The sequence below is a fragment of the Mangrovimonas yunxiaonensis genome, assembly GCF_000733475.1.
Lineage (GTDB): Bacteria > Bacteroidota > Bacteroidia > Flavobacteriales > Flavobacteriaceae > Mangrovimonas > Mangrovimonas yunxiaonensis.
Genome location: NZ_JPFK01000009.1, coordinates 125506 through 144578, shown reverse-complemented (window position 1 = coordinate 144578; position 19073 = coordinate 125506). Strand labels below are relative to the sequence as shown.

Annotated in this window: 19 protein-coding genes; 14 read left to right on the top strand and 5 right to left on the bottom strand. The window is 35.1% G+C overall.

From position 1 onward, the window contains the following. Nucleotides 1–47 precede the first annotated feature (47 nt). The 11 genes from IA57_RS11925 (at nucleotide 48) to IA57_RS11875 (ending at nucleotide 9407) form a co-directional block, all read left to right on the top strand. Nucleotides 48–584, top strand: a complete 537-nt coding sequence (locus IA57_RS11925) for a hypothetical protein (protein ID WP_036124019.1) — start codon at nucleotides 48–50, stop codon at nucleotides 582–584. Nucleotides 585–662: 78 nt separating this feature from the next. Continuing rightward, nucleotides 663–1346 (top strand): ATPase, encoded by a 684-nt coding sequence (locus IA57_RS11920; RefSeq protein WP_036124016.1) that lies wholly within the window; start codon nucleotides 663–665, stop codon nucleotides 1344–1346. Between the two features lie 83 nt (nucleotides 1347–1429). Then, nucleotides 1430–2335, top strand: coding sequence for a sce7726 family protein (locus tag IA57_RS11915; RefSeq protein WP_036124013.1), 906 nt, complete (start codon nucleotides 1430–1432; stop codon nucleotides 2333–2335). After that, nucleotides 2296–3231 (top strand): sce7725 family protein, encoded by a 936-nt coding sequence (locus IA57_RS11910; RefSeq protein WP_036124010.1) that lies wholly within the window; start codon nucleotides 2296–2298, stop codon nucleotides 3229–3231. The genes IA57_RS11915 and IA57_RS11910 overlap by 40 nt, the downstream gene beginning before the upstream one ends. Before the next feature lie 2 nt (nucleotides 3232–3233). Further along, nucleotides 3234–4274, top strand: coding sequence for an RES domain-containing protein (locus IA57_RS11905; RefSeq protein WP_051881063.1), 1041 nt, complete (start codon nucleotides 3234–3236; stop codon nucleotides 4272–4274). Between the two features lie 31 nt (nucleotides 4275–4305). Continuing rightward, nucleotides 4306–5340, top strand: coding sequence for a DUF4238 domain-containing protein (locus IA57_RS11900; RefSeq protein WP_036124007.1), 1035 nt, complete (start codon nucleotides 4306–4308; stop codon nucleotides 5338–5340). A 781-nt stretch (nucleotides 5341–6121) separates the two neighbouring features. Then, entirely contained in the window at nucleotides 6122–6535 is a 414-nt protein-coding gene (locus tag IA57_RS11895; protein ID WP_036124004.1) for an organic hydroperoxide resistance protein, read from the top strand. Nucleotides 6536–6567: 32 nt separating this feature from the next. Continuing rightward, on the top strand, nucleotides 6568–7008 hold the full coding sequence (locus tag IA57_RS11890; RefSeq protein ID WP_036124002.1) for a MarR family winged helix-turn-helix transcriptional regulator: 441 nt from the start codon (nucleotides 6568–6570) through the stop codon (nucleotides 7006–7008). A 7-nt stretch (nucleotides 7009–7015) separates the two neighbouring features. After that, nucleotides 7016–7480 (top strand): ferritin-like domain-containing protein, encoded by a 465-nt coding sequence (locus IA57_RS11885; RefSeq protein ID WP_036123999.1) that lies wholly within the window; start codon nucleotides 7016–7018, stop codon nucleotides 7478–7480. 23 nt (nucleotides 7481–7503) lie between these two features. Beyond that, on the top strand, nucleotides 7504–7941 hold the full coding sequence (locus IA57_RS11880) for a DoxX family protein (RefSeq protein WP_084176770.1): 438 nt from the start codon (nucleotides 7504–7506) through the stop codon (nucleotides 7939–7941). Between the two features lie 476 nt (nucleotides 7942–8417). Continuing rightward, nucleotides 8418–9407 (top strand): hypothetical protein, encoded by a 990-nt coding sequence (locus IA57_RS11875; protein WP_036123996.1) that lies wholly within the window; start codon nucleotides 8418–8420, stop codon nucleotides 9405–9407. Between the two features lie 121 nt (nucleotides 9408–9528). On the opposite strand, the gene IA57_RS11870 is transcribed toward IA57_RS11875, so the two are convergent. From IA57_RS11870 to IA57_RS11860, 3 genes are read right to left on the bottom strand one after another with little or no spacing between them, the layout of a single operon-like run. Beyond that, on the bottom strand, nucleotides 9529–9771 hold the full coding sequence (locus tag IA57_RS11870) for a hypothetical protein (RefSeq protein WP_036123994.1): 243 nt from the start codon (nucleotides 9769–9771) through the stop codon (nucleotides 9529–9531). Further along, nucleotides 9749–10171, bottom strand: coding sequence for a DUF5675 family protein (locus IA57_RS11865; RefSeq protein WP_036123991.1), 423 nt, complete (start codon nucleotides 10169–10171; stop codon nucleotides 9749–9751). Before IA57_RS11865 ends, IA57_RS11870 begins: the two co-directional genes overlap by 23 nt. Before the next feature lie 2 nt (nucleotides 10172–10173). Next, a complete protein-coding gene (locus tag IA57_RS11860; RefSeq protein ID WP_036123988.1) occupies nucleotides 10174–10929 on the bottom strand; it encodes a hypothetical protein in 756 nt (251 codons plus the stop codon). Between the two features lie 220 nt (nucleotides 10930–11149). Between IA57_RS11860 and IA57_RS12575 the strand changes: the two genes are divergently transcribed. After that, the gene (locus IA57_RS12575) at nucleotides 11150–11350 is read left to right on the top strand and encodes a hypothetical protein (protein ID WP_229730285.1); all 201 of its coding nucleotides are present in this window, start codon (nucleotides 11150–11152) and stop codon (nucleotides 11348–11350) included. A gap of 1213 nt (nucleotides 11351–12563) precedes the next feature. Here IA57_RS12575 and IA57_RS12410 read toward each other — a convergent pair. Together IA57_RS12410 and IA57_RS11850 are read right to left on the bottom strand one after the other, a co-directional pair. Next, nucleotides 12564–13733 carry a BspA family leucine-rich repeat surface protein gene (locus IA57_RS12410; protein ID WP_051881061.1) on the bottom strand — a complete coding sequence of 390 codons (1170 nt, stop codon included), beginning with the start codon at nucleotides 13731–13733 and terminating at the stop codon, nucleotides 12564–12566. A gap of 176 nt (nucleotides 13734–13909) precedes the next feature. Beyond that, entirely contained in the window at nucleotides 13910–14761 is an 852-nt protein-coding gene (locus tag IA57_RS11850) for a DUF4412 domain-containing protein (protein ID WP_036123986.1), read from the bottom strand. A gap of 786 nt (nucleotides 14762–15547) precedes the next feature. On the opposite strand from IA57_RS11850, the gene IA57_RS11845 reads away from it, so the two are divergent. Both IA57_RS11845 and IA57_RS11840 read left to right on the top strand, forming a co-directional pair. Continuing rightward, on the top strand, nucleotides 15548–17359 hold the full coding sequence (locus IA57_RS11845) for a helix-turn-helix domain-containing protein (RefSeq protein ID WP_036123984.1): 1812 nt from the start codon (nucleotides 15548–15550) through the stop codon (nucleotides 17357–17359). A gap of 78 nt (nucleotides 17360–17437) precedes the next feature. Then, complete coding sequence (locus IA57_RS11840; RefSeq protein WP_229730284.1) at nucleotides 17438–19066, top strand: serine hydrolase; 1629 nt, start codon at nucleotides 17438–17440, stop codon at nucleotides 19064–19066. Nucleotides 19067–19073 lie beyond the last annotated feature (7 nt).

Sequence of the window (19073 nt, the reverse complement as noted above, 5' to 3'; positions counted from 1 at the left end):
CACTTCGAGTGATTTTGTTTCACAAAATTGTATCGAGAAGTCAACTTATGCAAGAAATAAATTACATCAAACATCTCAACGCAGTTTTCAGTCAATTTTCTAAAGACAGTCGCTTAAATCCAACCCACATAAGCTTATATATAGCCTTATTCCAGTTATGGAATTTAAACCGATTTTTAGAAGAGTTCTTTATAAACCGTGATGAGGTTATGCAATTATCTAAAATAGGTTCAAAATCTACCTATCACAGATGCATCAAGGAATTAAACCATTGGAAATATATCGTGTATTTCCCATCTCACAATCCGTATAGAGGGAGCAAAATTAAGATGCTCAAATTTGGGACAAGTACTGGACAAGTAGTGGGACACAACTCTACTCAAATCGAGACAAGTACTGGACAAGCACTGGTACCTATATATAAACATATACAAACTATAGAAAACATAAACAGTAATAAACAGAAAAATTTAAAAAAATTAGATTTTAACGATTCTGAAAATGATTTAAAACAAAATAGTAGTGTCCCAAATATGGACAACCTTAAGACAACTAAAAATAAAAACTACAACGAACCTCTTTGACACATTGTGTCATCCTGAACTTGTTTCAGGATCTCATCGTCATTACGAACAAAGTGAAGCAATCTCATAAATACAAGTATGAACACAAATCAACCTCACATAATCATCGAAAAAGGAGTCCAATACAAACTTGGCGAGTTAAAAGACAATTGTATTCAGTATGATTTCAAAAGCATACTCATTTACCTCGATGCAAAAGGAAAGTTGTTATTTGGCAAAAACTTCAAGATTTATGAAGAAGATGAAGTTGTGCTTTATAAACTATGCATTTATTTCATTCGTGATTTTGAAGCCTGTGCAAAATTAAATATAGACCCCAACAAAGGGATTTTATTATCGGGTCCTGTTGGTTGTGGTAAAACCAGTTTAATGAAACTTTTGAGGCACATTGTACCGCACCAAAAATCCTACGAACTAATTCCAGCAAGAAACATCACGTTTGCTTTCAACAATATTGGCTACAAAACCATTCAAGAATATGGAAGTAGTAATTTCTATTGCTTTGATGATTTAGGAGTAGAAACAACTGGAAGACATTTTGGTAAAGATTGCAATGTTATGGGCGAAATCCTCTTATCTCGTTACGATTTGTTTGTAAGAACCTGTCACCCCGAGCGCAGTCGAGGGGTCAAAACCCACGCAACTACAAACTTAAACGCCCAAGAATTAGAAGAAAGATACGGCAATAGAGTACGTTCCAGAATGCGACAACTATTCAATTTGATTGCTTTTGATAAGGAAAGTAAAGACAAAAGAACCTGATACAAAGTCGCATACCCAATAAAAAAACCTAAAAGTCGTTAGAATTACGACTTCTATATGAATTTTGTAGATTTGTAAAATATATGGAGATAACAAAAGATTTAAATCAAATTAGGAGTTTAGCTCAAATTTTTTCTACCGCTAATTTTAAAAAAATAGTGAGAGACGAAGATTATTTTGATACATTTTATCGTGTCGATAGATATACAAAAGTCAAAGAGAGTACTACTAATCTTCAGGTTTTAAATCAAATTTACAAATCCTTACTTCGCAATTATAAAAATGAGTATGTTTATAAGAACATTCTTATCAATAAGCTTTTATTGAGAAAATATAGTTTGAAAAGCACTATAGCATTAAATGAATTTAAAATAGGTAATTCAATTGCTGACTTTGTTCTTTTAAACGGTGAAGCTCGTATATATGAAATCAAAACTGAACTTGATGGTCTGGAAAAGTTAGATAAACAGTTATCTGATTACGAAAAATTTGCAGATAAAATCTATATAGTTACAAGCTCAAAGCATATACCAAACCTATTAATGAAATATTATAATTCTAATATTGGTATAATTGAGTTAACTCAACGAAATGCACTAAAAACAGTAAAAGAAGCTGAAAAAAATACATTTACTTTTAAGCACGATACTCTTTTCAAGACATTGAGAAAAGATGAATACATTAGCTTGATAAGAACTTATTTTAAATTTGTGCCTGATGTTCCTAATACTCAAATTTTTAGAGAATGTCTTAAGATGTCAAAAAAAATAGATATTTTAGAATTTCAAAAATTAGTTGTACAAAAATTAAAATATAGGAACATTTCTAATCCGGAAGTTTTTAAAGAAAGACAAATCCCAGAATCGCTTAAGCATATTTGTTATTCTTTGGATTTTTCAGATATTGAATACCAACAATTAGAATATTTCTTATCACAAAAAAGCAAAGTATGTATTTCCCATATGTCAGAGGTAAACAATTTGAGTTAATCGCATTAAGAGATTTATGTGGCTTATTTCCAAACGATATTTTAAAGACTTCACCAGTAATAGAACCTGTGAAGAGTTCTTCCACATTAAAATCTTCTTTAAAGGAACTGGCTTCTAAAAATGTCAACTTTAATGTTGTTATTAACCCTAGAGTTGGAGATTTAAAAAACAACCGTCAAGTAATAATTGATGTTCTTACTGAAAATCTAAATCATTACAAAAATTATCAATTAGCTGTAATTATCGATGCTTTTTCATCAAGACAATTAGATACTTTAATTCCATTTATTGAGGGTTTAAACCTAGATTATAATGGCGTAACTCTGATTCATAATGCTGAAACAACAACAGAAAACATTGAGTTGTTAAGTTCAAGCCTAAATGTTGTTTATAATTTAATTTACTTCTCTAAAACAAGTAGAAGATATTACCGAGAATTTGAACAAAATACAAGGGTGTCTCTTGATGATTATTTTAAGGAGTTATCTAAAAATGCTGATTATTTAGACCAAGAAAGTAGTTTTTCTGAAGAATACAGATACTATCAAGAAGACGGTTTCGTTGGATTTGGTGACTTTATCACAATAGGTGACAATTATTCTGATTCTGGATTTTTACCAAGAGCTGTAGCAATTCATTTATCCTATATTGATGGCACAGGTAAAATTAAGGTAAAACATTTTGTTTCAGATTCAAATGGTGACACTTCAGATATCGGAGGTAAGTTCGCTGAAGCTTTAGATAAATTAGTGGCTTGGTGTAATCAACAAAACATTCATACCCGAGCGGTAGAAATTTTTAGGGACTTGAAACAGAGAGGTCATTTTCCTGGTCTTGGAACTCTTAAAAAACTATCCATTATGAACCACATCGAACTGGTAATTACTAATATATAGTTATGAATTGTTGCATTAACTGTTTTACCAGTGGCTATCTCATTAATATAATAAATGCAGATGACAGAGTAGGTGATTGCAATTTCTGTAGATCGACTAACGTATCCATATATGCAGCTAGGGAGCTTTCGCCATTTTTTAGAAATATCATATCGCTTTATGCAGTTGACAAAGCTTCGGAACTTGATCTGCCACAATCCTTAAAAAAAGACTTTAATCTTACGACAGACAAGGTTGTAAACTCTAGAGAGCTTTTCCAAGCAATTTTTGCAGATGAAATTGAAGATATTGAAGATTTGTTTAATAATAATGTGTCTTCTGAAATTAAGATTGATTTACTTACCGAAACAAACCAAATTCACGGTATTTGGGAAGACTTTAAAGAGGAAATAAAATATACAAACCGGTATCACATTCAAAACACAATTGACTTAAATAAGCTTACTAGCTTTTTTATGCACGAAAGCTTCTATAAGGAAATTAAAAAAGGGAGAATATTTTATAGATGTCGTATTTCTGATAAAAATGGTTTTCCACCTGATAAAATGGGAAATCCCCCTAAAGAATTAACAACTGGTGGCAGAGCAAATCCTAAAGGTATATCATATTTATATGTGGCAGATTCGTTAAAAACATCATTATACGAAACGCGAGCTTCACTATTTGATTACGTTACTGTAGGAGAATTTCAATTAGAAGAAGATTTGAAAATTTTAAATTTAAGAAACCCTAAAGATGATCCTATTCCCTGGTCAGAAAATGAAGCAATAGAAGACTTCTTAATTTATGTGCCTTTCATTCAAACACTGCAAAAAGAAATTTCGTTACCAATCAGAAAATTAGATAAGCAGTTAGATTACATTCCAACACAATATATTTCAGAATTTATAAAATCGTTGGGATTTGATGGAGTTGAGTACCAAAGTTCATTATATTCTGATGGTTATAATTTGGCCATTTTCAATCCAGATAAACTAGATTGTCGCACTACTCAAGTCTATGAAATTGAAAATATTGAATTTTATCATAAGGAAATAAATTAACTAGCACATTCTTTTTCCTGTAAATTCAAATATGTCTAAAAAGAAGAAGCATCACTTTATCCCAAGATTTTACTTAAAAAGATTTTCCATTGGCGAAACAGGTAAAAACATAGGCTTATACAATCATAAGAATAAAATTTTTATCAAAGTAGCACCAATAAAACACCAAGGTTGTGAAAACTATCTATACGGAGAAGATGAGGTAATCGAAAATGCTTTGGCCAAAATGGAAAGCGAAGTTGCTAAAATGTTTTATTATTGGACTGAAGAAAAGTTACTATACCCACCACCAAAAGGTACAAATGGCTATATATTATTAAAGAGGTTTGTAATTTATCAAGCTTATAGAACCCCTAGTTCCGGAAAACAAATAGAAGATAGTGTCAATGAAAGTATGAAAGCTATATTAAAAGCATACCAACCAAGTATGTGGCAAAAATTAAAAGATAATACTATTGGTTTTAATAATCCGGTTCTGAAGGCATTAATAGGTGCAATCGAAAATGAAAAACTATTAGATTTTCTCGATTTTGGTTTTGTTGTAAATCTTTCTCTTTTACCATTTGTTACGTCAGATTCGCCAGTTGTTTTATATAACCAGTTAATGGAAAAAGCTGGTAATTATATTGGTGCAACTGGATTGGTTGCAAAAGGGTTGCAAGTGTTTTATCCAATTCACCCTAGATTAATGATATGTTTGTACGATTCCAATGTATATGAGTTTAATAATGGGGAAAATGATTGCGGTTCAACAGAATCTATCGACGAAGTTCATCAGTTAAATTCTTTACAAATAATCAATAGTGATACTCAAATTTTCTTTAATGATTTTGTCAATAAAGAATATGCTGAATTACTTTTTGAAGGAAATGAAAGCTACAGAAATGATTTTAAGAATATTAATACGGCTTTTACAAGAGAAGGGAGAAATTTTTTCTTTATGAGTTCAAAAGACCCACATATAAATTTAAGTTTAGATTTTTTCAAATTGAAAGTAAACCCAAAGGATTTTAATGGAGAAATAGCACCATTGAGACACCCATCATTAGATACGAGAAGTGATTAACTTATAGTTTATTAATTCCCCACAAACCAAAACCCAGTTTGTTGCAAAAGCAAAAACCCTCTGTCTTTTGGTTTGTTCCGCTCGCCAACGCTATTGTAGTTTTTGGCTGCCAACACGCACACAGCACATTGCTTATTTTGCTTATAGGAATTATTTTCAAAATTGGTACAGCAAAAAAGCAAAGAGCTGTTTCCAACCCTCTCACCAAAAACTACCCAAAGCTATGTTTACATAACGGGTAGTTATAGTAGCATTCATTTAGTTTCTGTACTATAACGCCATTATGTAAAATAGCCCCTTATCCACAGCTCAAATACGTTCTCAAATTAAAATGAGGGTTATTCACGAGCACCATAAAAAACAATAGAAATGAAGCGAGTAAATATCCGACATTCCCCACGCTCAATTCAGAACTGACATTGAAATTTAGAACACACAATTTTTCCATCTTTTCCCCACCACCCATTTCAACGGTGTAGGTTACAGCAATTATTAATGTTTTGCCTTGTGTCTGCGGTAGGATGCATTACATTCGCTCAATCCCTTATCAGGGTATCGCTCTTTTCATTTACCCACCTCAACACCGCGCATAAAAAAAGAGCATTTTTTAGAAAATGCCCTTTATTTATCTTTCCAACCGCCTAACATCAATAATCACTTCCACCTACGACACTTTGCCCCAGTTTCCCGATATTATTTTTTTATATCGCTTGTGATATAAAATTAAACTTATATATTTGTATCGCGAACGATATTATCTAACAAGATTAATTAAATTATTATGACGAAAACAATTTATCAAACATCATCAACTGCAGTTGGTGGACGTGATGGTCATGTTAAAAGTGACGATGGAATTCTAGATTTAGAAGTTAAACTTCCAAAAGAACTTGGAGGCGAAGGAGGAAAATATACAAACCCTGAACAACTTTTTTCAGCAGGTTATGCGGCTTGCTTTGACAATGCCATTATTCATATTGCTAAAGCAATGAAACAAGAAGTTTCTTCGCAAACTACCGTAACGGTAAGCGTAGTGAAAGCAGCCAAAGGCATTAACTTTGCAGTTAAAATTGAAGCAAAGATTGATGGTGTTGAAAGCGAAATGGCACAAACCATTATCAATAAAGCCCACGAGATTTGTCCGTATTCACAAGCTACTAAAGGTAATATTCAACAAGAAATCTGTTTGGTCTAATTATTTACTCATTTTTTAAAACTTATAACTCAATGACCTGTGATTATTTAAAACTGGAAAATCAGCTTTGCTTTCCTGTTTATGCAGCATCTCGATTGATAACAAGGGAATACCAACCCTTTCTTAAAGAATTGGGCATTACCTATCCTCAATATTTAGTGTTGCTGGTATTGTGGGAGGAGGATGGTATGTTGGTTAATACCATTGCTCAGAAACTTATCTTAAATACGAACACCATTACACCATTGCTTAAACGATTGGAGCAACAGGGTTTTGTAAAAAGGGAAAGGTCTATGACAGACGAAAGGAAGGTCATCGTAAACCTAACTACTAACGGCAAGCAGTTAAAAGAAAAGGCTCATGTCATTCCAGAGGGTATTGCTGAACGCATTCTTGGAACGGGCATAGGGCTTGAACGATTAATGATTCTGAAAGATAATTTGCATTCGATTATTTCTCATTTGTCAAAATAAAAATTCTATGGCTACTACATTAATAAACGATAAAAGCATTAAAATTTTACAAGACATAGTTTCTGGTCTAATCTGTAGTTCCAAACAGCATTTCTTACACTCTATTATCAATAGAAAAAAGGGATTTGTCAAACTTGCTGACAGAATGTTAGAAGAGTATAACGAGGAAACCACTACAATAGCAAAATTTACTGCCAGACTATTGGAACTTGGCAATGTGCCAAAAGTGGAATCTCTCAATATAGAAGTGCTTTATGAAGTGCAAGAACAATTTAAAATGGAATTGGAAGAACAAATAAAAGGAATGGATTGGCTAAATAAAGTTCTTCCACAAATTAAAGGTGATAAGGTTACTGAACAGCTTTTGACAAGTTATTTGCAAGATGAAAACAAGCATCTATCATGGCTTAAACAGCAGGTTTCCTTAATCGAAACAATTGGGCTTCAAAATTATTTGAGCCGCCAACTCTAAGTAAATATTAAACAATGAAAAGCATGTACTCACCAACAACAAAAGTTCAAGACATATTTAGAATTATACTTGGAGCAGCTATGGTCTTCGCCGCAATAGGACATTTTACCTTTTTGCGAGTGGAGTGGCAAGCCCAAGTTCCCAATTGGGTACCTATGGACAAGAATTTAGTTGTGATTCTATCAGGCATTGTTGAACTCACCTTGGGGCTATCTATGATTTTTTTAACAAAATATAAAGTTCATGTTGGTTGGGCTTTGGCAATTTTTTATGTTTTGATATTTCCAGGAAACATTGCTCAATATGTAAATAAAACAGACTTTATCATCACTTCAGATACCGCAAGATTTGTCCGCCTTTTATTCCAACCCGTCTTAGTTGTTTGGGCGTTATGGAGTACAGGTGCTTGGAAGAATAGAAAAACAATTGGATTGAGGAATACTAACCTCTATAAAAAATAATTAGTTAAAACAACAGTATATATTTGAGAGCAACACAGCCGCTAACAACGTGTAAGCGCAATAACGGCTGAATTTCCTCATCGGTAATTCACTCGTTTTGCTATCTTTAGTGCGTCAGCGGAATCCCGAGGTTTAGGGACGCGCATTTTCCCGTTACTGACGCTTACACAAAACCGCTCAATTCCGTACTTGCATTGAAATTTAGAGCATACAATTTTTTCCATCTTTTCCCCACCACCCATTTCAACGGTGTAGGTTACAGCAATTATTAATGTTTCCCTTGTGTCTGCGGTAGGGGGCATTACATTCGCTCAATCCCTTATCAGGGTATCACTCTTTTCATTTACCCACCTCAACACCGCGCATAAAAAAAGAGCATTTTTTAGAAAATGCCCTTTATTTATCTTTCCAACCGCTCAACATCAATAATCACTTCCACCTACAACACTTTGCCCCAAAAGAATTAGTTTTGTCTAATGGATGATTATTTAGCTAAATACAGATATGTTAGTCAAGTACTCTCAAAATATGGGTGGTTTATCAATGGTGAAATAATCGGCGGAGATTTCGAAAGGATAAAATTACTTTGTGAAGAAATAGAGTCTAAAAATTATGATAAAGATACTTGTAATGAAAAAATCAATTATTTATTAAGTCCTATAATATTTAATCCTTATTCAAGAGCATTTGTTAATTATAGGTTTCTAATTTTACCTCATTTGAATAAGTTTTCTCATTTGGTCGATAAAGCAACTTTTCATTATTTTAAAAAGGATTTACTGTCTTCAATTAATTGCTTAACACCCGTAATTGAGGGCGTATTGTTATCATACTACAATTGGTCAATAGATGAAGGCAAAAGAAAACCTTCATTAAAGGAATTAGTTGAAAATATATGCGCAAAAGAAGGCGAATTTAGACCTCATTTGAGAAAACTTTATAACGATTCTTTAAAAAACTGCCTTCATAATTGGTTTTATGCAAATACAAATAGTTTTGATTTTGAATCTTCAAATTTAAATAGACACTATATCAGCCATAGTCTAGGCAATGATAATTATTATTCCATTTCCGAATGTAACAGAATGTTTTCAATCATAAATATTCTTTGTGAAATTATAGCAATTGAAAGTAGGTATTTCCCTGCTTTTATTCCAGAGAATATTCCTGAAATTGATGACAGGGTTAATTTGTATTATGAACTAATGTGGAAAAGAATATCATTAAAAAAAGCGCTAATCGAAGAAGAAAGATTATTGAATCAGAATAAGTATTATGTTAGTCAAGAATCATTATTGAATTTTAGGGAAATTGTTGAAGCTGAAAATAAGAAGCATAATGATTTTTCAAATTCATTTAACAAAGAAAAAAAGGAAAAAGCATCTAAAATCAATAGACCTTTTTCCTTTATCGTTCAATTAAAAAATTTAAGATTTAGGTTTTTTAGTCAAAAACCGAAGCAATAATGACACTATAAAACTCACAGTAGCACCCACAACAGCCAAAATAATGGTAGTAATCAAATCCTCAACACCAATATTAACGATTGATGAAAAGAAAGTACCGCCGATAATGGCAGATTTGGTGTTATAATCCATCGTCATTCTCATCAATTTCAGTGTTTTCATCATTAGTAACAACTGCTTGACTTACTGTGGTTGCCACAGTTCCAGCAACGGTCATATAAGTAGCAATAGTTACCACAATGGCAGGCATCGAAATTGGTGCAGCTATGATGGCACCACCTGCAGTAGCCAATGCAATACCAATATTGCGTAAAGTCTTGAAAAATTTGGGGGTTGGTTTTTTATAACGTTCTAAGATGTTCATGATTTTGTGATTTAATAGTTAATAAGATTTGTTCTTTTCTGTCTTTAGCTTGATATACCAAAGACAACAGTTTTTGCATAGCATTTTTAGAGTAAATCCCTTTTCCAACACCACTCAAATAAGTTACTGGAGCAATACAACCTTGAAGCTCTTTTAAGGCATCATTCGCAGGATGAAAGAGAATAAAACTTCTACCTTTTACAGCCTTCAAAATCAAATGATGCTTAAACCGTTTTGAAAAACGTGGTTCAACTTCATAAGTACCTTCAGGAATGCAGGAAATGTTTCGCTTGTTATTGTTCCAGGGCAGTTCAATGGTATGACAAAGAAACTTGCCAGAATTAAAGAGAGCACCATTGGTGCCCTCTTTAAAATAGGCTCTATGCAGCACTAATTCCATACTTACGGCGTATCTACAATAACAACTGCCAAAGCGTTGTAAGCACCATTCTTAAGCTCGTACATCTGTCCGTTTACCTCTTGGTAAAACTCAATTCCCAACACCTGAACAACAGGTAAAGTTGAGTTAGCGGTCAAAGAAGCTGTTAAGGCAATAACAGCAGTATCATCAGCTGTATATGGAAGAATAGTAGTCTCATCATTTTCAAAAGTTGAGGTTTCATTCTCAAAATCCAATTCAGAAGCACCCATTACCACCTTAAAATGGGTTGTTCCAGTTGGAGCTGCAATTCTTACCGTTGGAGAAAACGCATCAAGGTTCACAATTGCATCCCCAGAAACACGGTCAAAAGCATTCGTAAACGGGGTGAAAAGTGTTGTGCCTAACTTTCCATTCAGATTAAATTCAAAGTTTTCTAACAAGCTTAAATTCCCATCTTGAAGTGTTCTAGATCCTCTCTCATTAGTGGTGTCAGTTTTGGTAATCGCTACAAGTGTTTTAGTTAAACGTGAAACCACACGTTTGTCCTTTGCATTTTGTAAAAGAATACGAATAGCATTTCGTAATACTTTACCACCCTTACCGGCACGGCCAAATTCAGACCCATTTTCACGTGTTCTCTGAAACGCAGGATCATTTGCAATACGATTGCCATCAACACCACCTTTTTCACGTGCAAGATGTCCGTCAGTCGTTTTGTAAAAGGAAATACCACCGATAGTTCCTTTTAGTTTAATAATTCCAGTTTGTTTTGCCATAATAATTCGTTTTTTGATTAATGAAACCAAATCACGTAATTTTATGGCACGTTGTTAAAAAAGCAATTCCGTTTTCGGTCATCCATTCCGATACAACCAAAAACGTCATTAAAATATTGAAAACCCTATCGGGATTTCCAACATTTTAACAACGCATCACCATCACCATCATCATAAAAAATAAAGTATGGATGATGTATGGATAAAGTATAGATAAAGTATGATGACCCCAAAAAGAGCTTGCATATACCCAAAGGATATTCAGCGTATCACAGGACGCAGTGAACGTTATGGGCGTAAGCTTTTAAATGATATTAGAAACTACTTTGGAAAGGAATCTTACCAATTTGTCACAATCAAAGAGTTTGTTGAATACAGCGGAATAGAAGAAGAAATTGTCAACAAATACTTAATAGATTAATCATAAGTTTTAGTAGTATTTGGTTAGTTTTACTCTTTTGAAATGCTTATCTTTACAATAAGATTGAAAGTCAAATTGTAAATACACAATTCGGTCAACATAGTTTGAAAGGATTAGTGAAAGCCTATAAATAAAGGGGATTTTAAATTTAGTTCGAATCCTGTCGCGATCACATTAATCCTCACTATTTTAGTGGGGATTTTTTGTTTTTATACGTCTCGTAACTCTTTGTTAGGTTCTCTTTTTTGTTGTGTATTAACAACACCTAATCGTATTTCGATTACCTTAACACCGCCTGAAAGCGTCTTGCTATAGTGGATTACTGGTTAAGTGATTATTTCGCTACGCTCGCCATGATGATTAGTGTCATTAGGAGGGAGGCACGACCGAAGTAATCTTTTTAGTGTGGCTTATCAGTTTAGAGATTGCTTCCCACTTCCTGCCTCGTGGTCGCAATGACATTGGCCTTGTGATGTATCTATCAGAAAAGAGATGACTTCTTTACGCTCGCCATGATGATTAACGTCATTAGGAAGGAGGCACGACCGAAGTAATCTTTTAGTGTGGCCTATCAGTTTAGAGATTGCTTCCCACTTCCTGTCTCGTGGTCGCAATGACGTTGGTCTTGTGATGTATCTGCCAGAAAAGAGATGGCTTCGTTACGCTCATCATGACGATTAACGTCATTAGGAGGGAGGCCTCATGAGATTCCTCGTCGCTTTGCTCTGTCGGAATGACATGGTGCTTGTAAAAAAAAGTGGGGGACTTACTAGTAATGAGATTGCTTCGTTGTACTCGCAATGACGTTAGCCTTGTGATGTATCTATCAGAAAAGAGATGACTTCTTTACGCTCGTCATGACGATTAACGTCATTAGGAGGGAGGCACGACCGAAGTAATCTTTTAGTACGAACGATCCAATTGTGTTTGTCATCCTGGACGGGCGTTGAGGTTTTCGAAGGGTGATTCAGGGGCTAGATATACAGCTCTTTATAGATTCCGTGTCAAGCACGGAATGAATGCGGTATCAAAGCATGAAAAGCATGCCTTTCTGAATTTATTTTTTAATGAATAGAGGCTGTCTGAAAAGTTGTCATTTCGAGTAAAGTGAAGGGATTTTTAAATTTAAAATATTGATTAAAAGATTGTTTCAAAATTAAAATTTCTCGCCATGACATTTAGTGATTGCTTTTTAGACAGCCTCGTTATTGGTTTATGGGCAGGTGCCCCAAATAGGTTTGTTGTTATTAGTTAAGGCGCTCATAGAGGCAAAGTTATTGGGTTCGGAAGGAATATTTGAAACACACCAACCCGTAAGGTCTTGGTTAAAGACACTGGTATTGTTAAACATCCCCCCCATATCCGTTACACTGCTTACGTCCCAGTTGCTAAGGTTTGCGTTAAAGGCATAGGTACTAGTAAACATACCATACATGTTTGTTACGCTGTTCACGTTCCAGGTGCTAATATCCCCGTTAAATTCTTTGGCAAACCAAAACATATAGCTCATATCTGTTACATTGCTTACATCCCAATTACTAAGGTTTTGATTAAATACGCTATTACCGCCAATATAAGAAGTATAAAACATTTGTGCCATGTTTGTGACACTGCTCACATTCCAGTTGTTTATATTTTGATTAAAGTGCCAAGCATCTTTAAACATGCCTTCCATATTAGTTACGTTGGCCACGTTCCAGTTGCTTAGGCTTTGGTTAAAGTTTTCGGCCTTGAGAAATAGGTAGGACATATTTGTTACATGGCTCACATCCCAACTGTTGATGTCTCTGTTAAAGTTTGTCGCTCCACGAAACATAGAACTCATGTTAGTAACATTGCTGACATCCCAATGGCTGATATCTCCGTTAAAGCTACTTTCAGCTAAGAAGAGGTTACTCATATCTGTTATCCCACTGGTGCAGGTGGTTTCGGCATTGTTTATCGTAATTTGGTCTGCCGTACGTTTGGTGTATGTAATACCATTTACAACTCCTGTATCTCCCACTTCAGCTAAAGGGGCCATTACGGTAACACCGTTATCGGCCAGATAAAACAGCGGAAGACTTTCAAAGATTGCTGTTACTGTTTTAGCGGCATCTACGGTAAGTTGTACAGGGTTGTCTGTACTGTTGATGTCGCCTTGCCATGCTACAAACTCCCAGCCAGCAGCTGGCGTGGCCGTTAGTTCTATTAGTTGATTTTTATCAAATTCACCACTTTGTGGGGAGATGGTTCCTCCTTCATTTGGCGAAGCATTTATGGTTACTTGGTAGGTGATAGCTTCAGGTGTTGGGGTATCATCATCGCTACTGCAACTGCTGTAGGTGGTAATCGCTACTAATGCGAGTACTAAAACGTTAAGTTTGTTTTTAAGTGTTGTCATTTTTTGTGATTAAATTTTTAAAATATTTTCAGGGTTGCCCCTAGGGTTCATTTTCTTTATGGTTTTTAATACCTAAAGGTTAACATTTATTATAATGTGTTAGATTTTGTGGAATTGCCCTTTGTTGTTTGCTGGGATTGTTGGGGGGCATACAACGCAACGAGATGGTTGTTTTGTTACAGTTTGTCTAGGATATCATTGACCATGTAGTTTTCTAAATTGAAGTATGCCGGATTCGATTTCTTTTCAAATAAAACGATATCCATTTGCGTATTTGGGGTCTCTTTATTGTTTTCGAAGAACACACTTCTCACCATCATGCCTTGCGGATAATTGTTGTCTATTTTTGAAGATTTGGTGCGCCAAGCGCTATTGGTGAAATTTTTAATCTGTCCGCCAAACACATGGTTGCCACTTAGGTCGATATTAATATCTTTGGTGACCCAAACGTGCATGGTGGTTTTTTCTTTGCTATTGGTGTATATGTACTTTTGGCATTTAAACCCATGAATGGTTTGCGTTTGGTTGGTTTGTTGCCAAACCCCGTTTTCATCTTCAAAATCTATATGCTCTGCAACTAATTTTTCTGCCATTTTTTGAAAGTTAATTATGGGCATTTTTGTTGCTATTTTTTCTTGCTGATTGATCATATACATGGCGGCGCCTTTGTAATCGAACAGCATACGGTTTTCGTCTTTGGTTCCTTCATTTACAATCATACATTCGCCTGTTTTACCAAAGACCCATTTAGTTGTTGTGTTATCTTTTACTTTTCCATTTTTTTTAAAAGACATAAGCTCCATGGCTATGGTAGCTTGAACCGGATTTTCTGGTACGGGATAGCGGCTGTCATTTTCATAGGATACACCTCTAATAGCTTCACGGCCTTTTTCTTTTTCGGGCTCGGCGTACTTTTCTTTCATGTCCTGTTTAACCTTGCTTTTTACCCAAGCGCGTTGGGCATTGGCGGGAGCCATAAAAGTGACTAAAAGAAGTATTGTAGAAAATACTATGTAAGTGTTTTTCATAATATGGGTTTTTGTTTCAATATTTAATGGTAAAAAGTTTAAAAGGTTAACACAATACACATGAAAGTGGTGTGTAGTGGCAAGTAAACCAGTGAGCAAGTTGTATGAGATTCCTTGTCGCTTTGCTCTGTCGGAATGACATGGTGCTTGTAAAAAAAGTGGAGGACTTACTAGTCATGAGATTGCTTCGTTGTACTCGCAATGACGTTAGCCTTGTGATGTGTCTATCAGAAAAGAGATGGCTTCTTTACGCTCGTCATGATAATTAGCGTTATTAGGAGGGAGGCACGACCGAAGTAATCTTTTAGTACAAACGATCCAATTGTGTTTGTCTTCCTGAATGGACGTTGAGGTTTTGAAAGGTGATTTAGGGTTTAGGTTTATAACGAATTATGGATGCCGCATCGCGTGCGGCATGACAAAAGCTCAATTGGTTGATCTGTTGCTTTACTATGCTCGCCATGACGATTAACGTCATTACGAGGGAGGTACGACCGAAGTAATCTTTTAGTACAAACAATCCAATTGTTATAACATAATAACAAGGCTTGCCCGCCAGTTTGCTGGGAGGGAGGCCGCATGAGATTCCTCGTCGCTTTGCTCTGTCGGAATGACAAAGTGCTTTGCTCCTTCGGAATGACAGAGGGTTCTTAATACTTTGTGAGCTTGTGTTGGGGTCGTGTTATGTGGTTATAAATGATGCACAAAAACCAGGGGAGTACTTTGTTGTTCCTCATCTTTTTCTATCTTTAAACCTTACTTGCAACCAATCAATAACACTTTTTAATGTCTTCTAATAAACCCACAAACAAAACTACCGTAGCCGTTTTGCCTTTCGTGAATATGAGTAAAAGTCAAAACAACGCATATTTTTGTGACGGTTTAACGGAAGAGGTCATTAACGCCTTGGCAAAAATTAAAGACCTGGCCGTTACCTCAAGAACATCGTCTTTTTATTTTAAAAATAAACCGGTAACCACTAAAGAGGTTAAAGAAAAACTGGGTGTGGCAACCTTTATAGAAGGCAGTGTAAGACTGTCAGGGTCTACAATGCGGATTACGGTACAGCTGATAGATACAGCAGAAGACTTCCATTTTTGGTCGGAAACCTTTGATAGAAACCTCGATGATATTTTTGCCGTTCAGGATGAAATTAGCCTGTTTATTGCGGAGCGCTTACGGGAGCATATTGGGCATATTGAGATTCAGGATAAACTAGTAGAACCTATTGATGTTCCTGTAGCTATTTATAGAGAATACCTGAAAGGGCGGTATTATATCATGAAGTTGGATTATAAAAACTCAATAAAAGGTATCAATATCTTAAAAGATGTCATCCATAAAGCTCCCCATTTTTCAAGTCCCTATCTGGATATTAATCTAGCCTATTTTAATATGGGAACCATGGGGCTTTTACCTGCATACGAAGCCTACGAAAAAGCCCAGCCTTATTTGTTAAAGGCATTGGAGCTAGACCCAAACTCATCGAGGTCACAATTGAATTTGGCTTGGATAGAATGCTGGCAAAACTGGAATCTTAAGAAAGCTTACGAACATGCCAATAAGGCTTTGGAGATACAACAAGCAGACGATATTTACTTAACTATTTCTAATTTTTTGACGGTGGAAGGAAAATTAGATGCAGCGCGTAATTATCTTGACAAAGCGTTACAGTTAGATCCTTATGCCGCTATCAACCATCATTATAAAGGATTTTTATATTACTTACAAGAAGAATATACCACTGCCATACCTTTCTTAAACAAGGCATTGGAGCTGGACCCCATGTTACCCTTTCCACCAATTTATATAGGGCTTTGTTTATTACTATCGGGCAAACCAGATGAAGCTTTGATATATTTCGGTTCGCTTAAAGGCGTTTCTGTAAAAGACCTCACCAAATTGGGAGGTGAAACCATGTGCTATGCCAAGCTCAATGAAACGGATAAGTGTCATGATGGATTAAAAGAATTAGAAACCTATTTAGCAACAGCACTAGCAGATAAGGCATTTACCTTTTTGATATTAGTTAATGCCTTATTAGGAAATAATGAAAAGGTGGTTGATTTATTAACTGAAGCATACCATAAACGGTTGCCGTTAATTTTATTATTAAACCCGTCACCAATTCTTAAGTCTGTAAAAAATCATAAAAGGTTTAAAGACATCATGCTTAAAGCCATTCCAGATAATGTCAACTACAAACGGGAGAAAAAGTACAAACAAGCCTTACTGGATGCTAACGAAATTGAAAAGTACAGCAAAGAACTGGAACAAATTATGGTAGATTACAAGCTGTACCTAAACCCAGATCTGGCATTAAAGGATTTGGCGTCTTATTTAGAGCTTCCAGCAAATTATGTGTCGCAATTGTTAAACATGGGCTTCCAGAAAAACTTTTCAGAATATGTGAATTCTTACCGAGTAAACGAGTTTAAAGCGCGTATTCTTTTAGAAGAAAACAAAAGCTTGACCATTATGGCCGTGGCATACGATAGTGGTTTTAATTCTAAAACAGTCTTTAATACGTTTTTCAAAAAAATAGAAGGGATAACACCCAATGCATATCTAAAAAGTACCCAAAAAGATTCGTTCTGATTTTTAAAGTAGAACCTTTCCTATTTGAAGCTGTTGTAATTTTACATAATTCAATTAAGAACACCAATAATGGAAAAAATGAAAACTAAAAAAAGCAGAAAAGGCGTTAAATTAGGCATAGGAATCATACTAGGCACTATAATAGGCTATGCAACCTCAAATATGCAATTATGGTTTGTATTAGGTATTGCCATAGGTGCTGCGTTAGAATATGGCACCAAAAAAAATAACAAAATGAAATCACCTATTAAAATAGTATTTGTTGCATTTATCGTGCTTTCAACGTTAAGTGCCTATTCTCAAAACAGCAATAAAGAGCTCTTAAACAAAATTGACTCGTATTTGGAGTCGAGCGTAACCAACGGCTTTTCGGGAGTTGTCTTGGTTGCTAAAAAGGGAGACATTATTTTATCTAAAGGCTATGGATGGGCAGACAGGGACAATAAAATACCCAACACACCAGCAACTGTTTTTAATATTGGTTCGGTAACCAAACAATTTACGGCATCCGCTATTTTAAAATTGGTAGAGCAAGGAAAAATAAAAACATCCGATAAAATCAGTTCCTATTTTATTCAGACACCCAGTGATAAAAAGGATATAACGATTCATCAATTATTAACACATACCTCTGGAATATCCAATAGAACAGGAGGGTTCAGATATCATGAAGCAAGCAAGGAACAGTTTTTGAAAGCGTTTTTTGAGTCAGAATTACAATCTAAACCTGGCACAGCGTATCAATATGCAAATGCCAACTATATTATGCTCACGGCTATATTGGAGTTGGTTTCAGGCCAGACCTATAATGTTTTTTTACAGGAAAACCTATTTGGACCTGCTCAATTGACAAGTACAGGATATAAACGTATCCATTTTAGTACAGAGCGACTGGCGCATGGCTATTACTATAATAGAGATGATGAAAAATGGACAGATTGGGGAACTACCCAGCAACACCTGCCTTACAATAGTAATCATTGGTATAGTATCGGTAAGGGCGACATGCATTCTACCGTAGAAGATTTATACAAATGGCATGTGGCCTTAAAAAACAATGCCATATTAACGTCCAAAACTAGAGCGGTACAAGAAACGGCACACGTAGCCGAAAATGATAACATGACATCGTATTATGGCTATGGTTGGGCCATATCTAAAAGTGATAGAGATACAAAAATCGTCGCCCATAATGGTAGTAATGGCTTGTACTTTGCAGACTTCGTTCGATTTATAGACGACGATGTTGTGGTCATATACATCACAAATGCATTTTTAGGGCGTGAATCGGAAAACGTGGCGAGAGAAATTGGTAAGATGATTTTCGACACCAATTATAATGCGACACCCATTCCCAGAAATATATATGAATTGATTCATGAATTTATGAGAACCAATCCATCATCCGATGCCGAAAAATTACCTGATTTTTTAAATAGAGAACTTACATATGAATTTAACGACCATAAGGTTTTAAATAGGTTAGGATACAGCAGGCTGAAAAAAGAAGACCAACCTGATTGGGCATTGGCATTGTTTAAACTCAATGTGAAATTATTTCCTGAAGATGGTAATTTATGGGATTCATTGGGTGAAGCTTACTTAAAATACAACCAAAAAGAAGCTGCCATAAAAAGCTATACAAAAGCCGTTGAATTGGGTAGTGAAGGATCACAAAGTGCATTGAACAAATTGATGAAAGGCTAAATAAGTT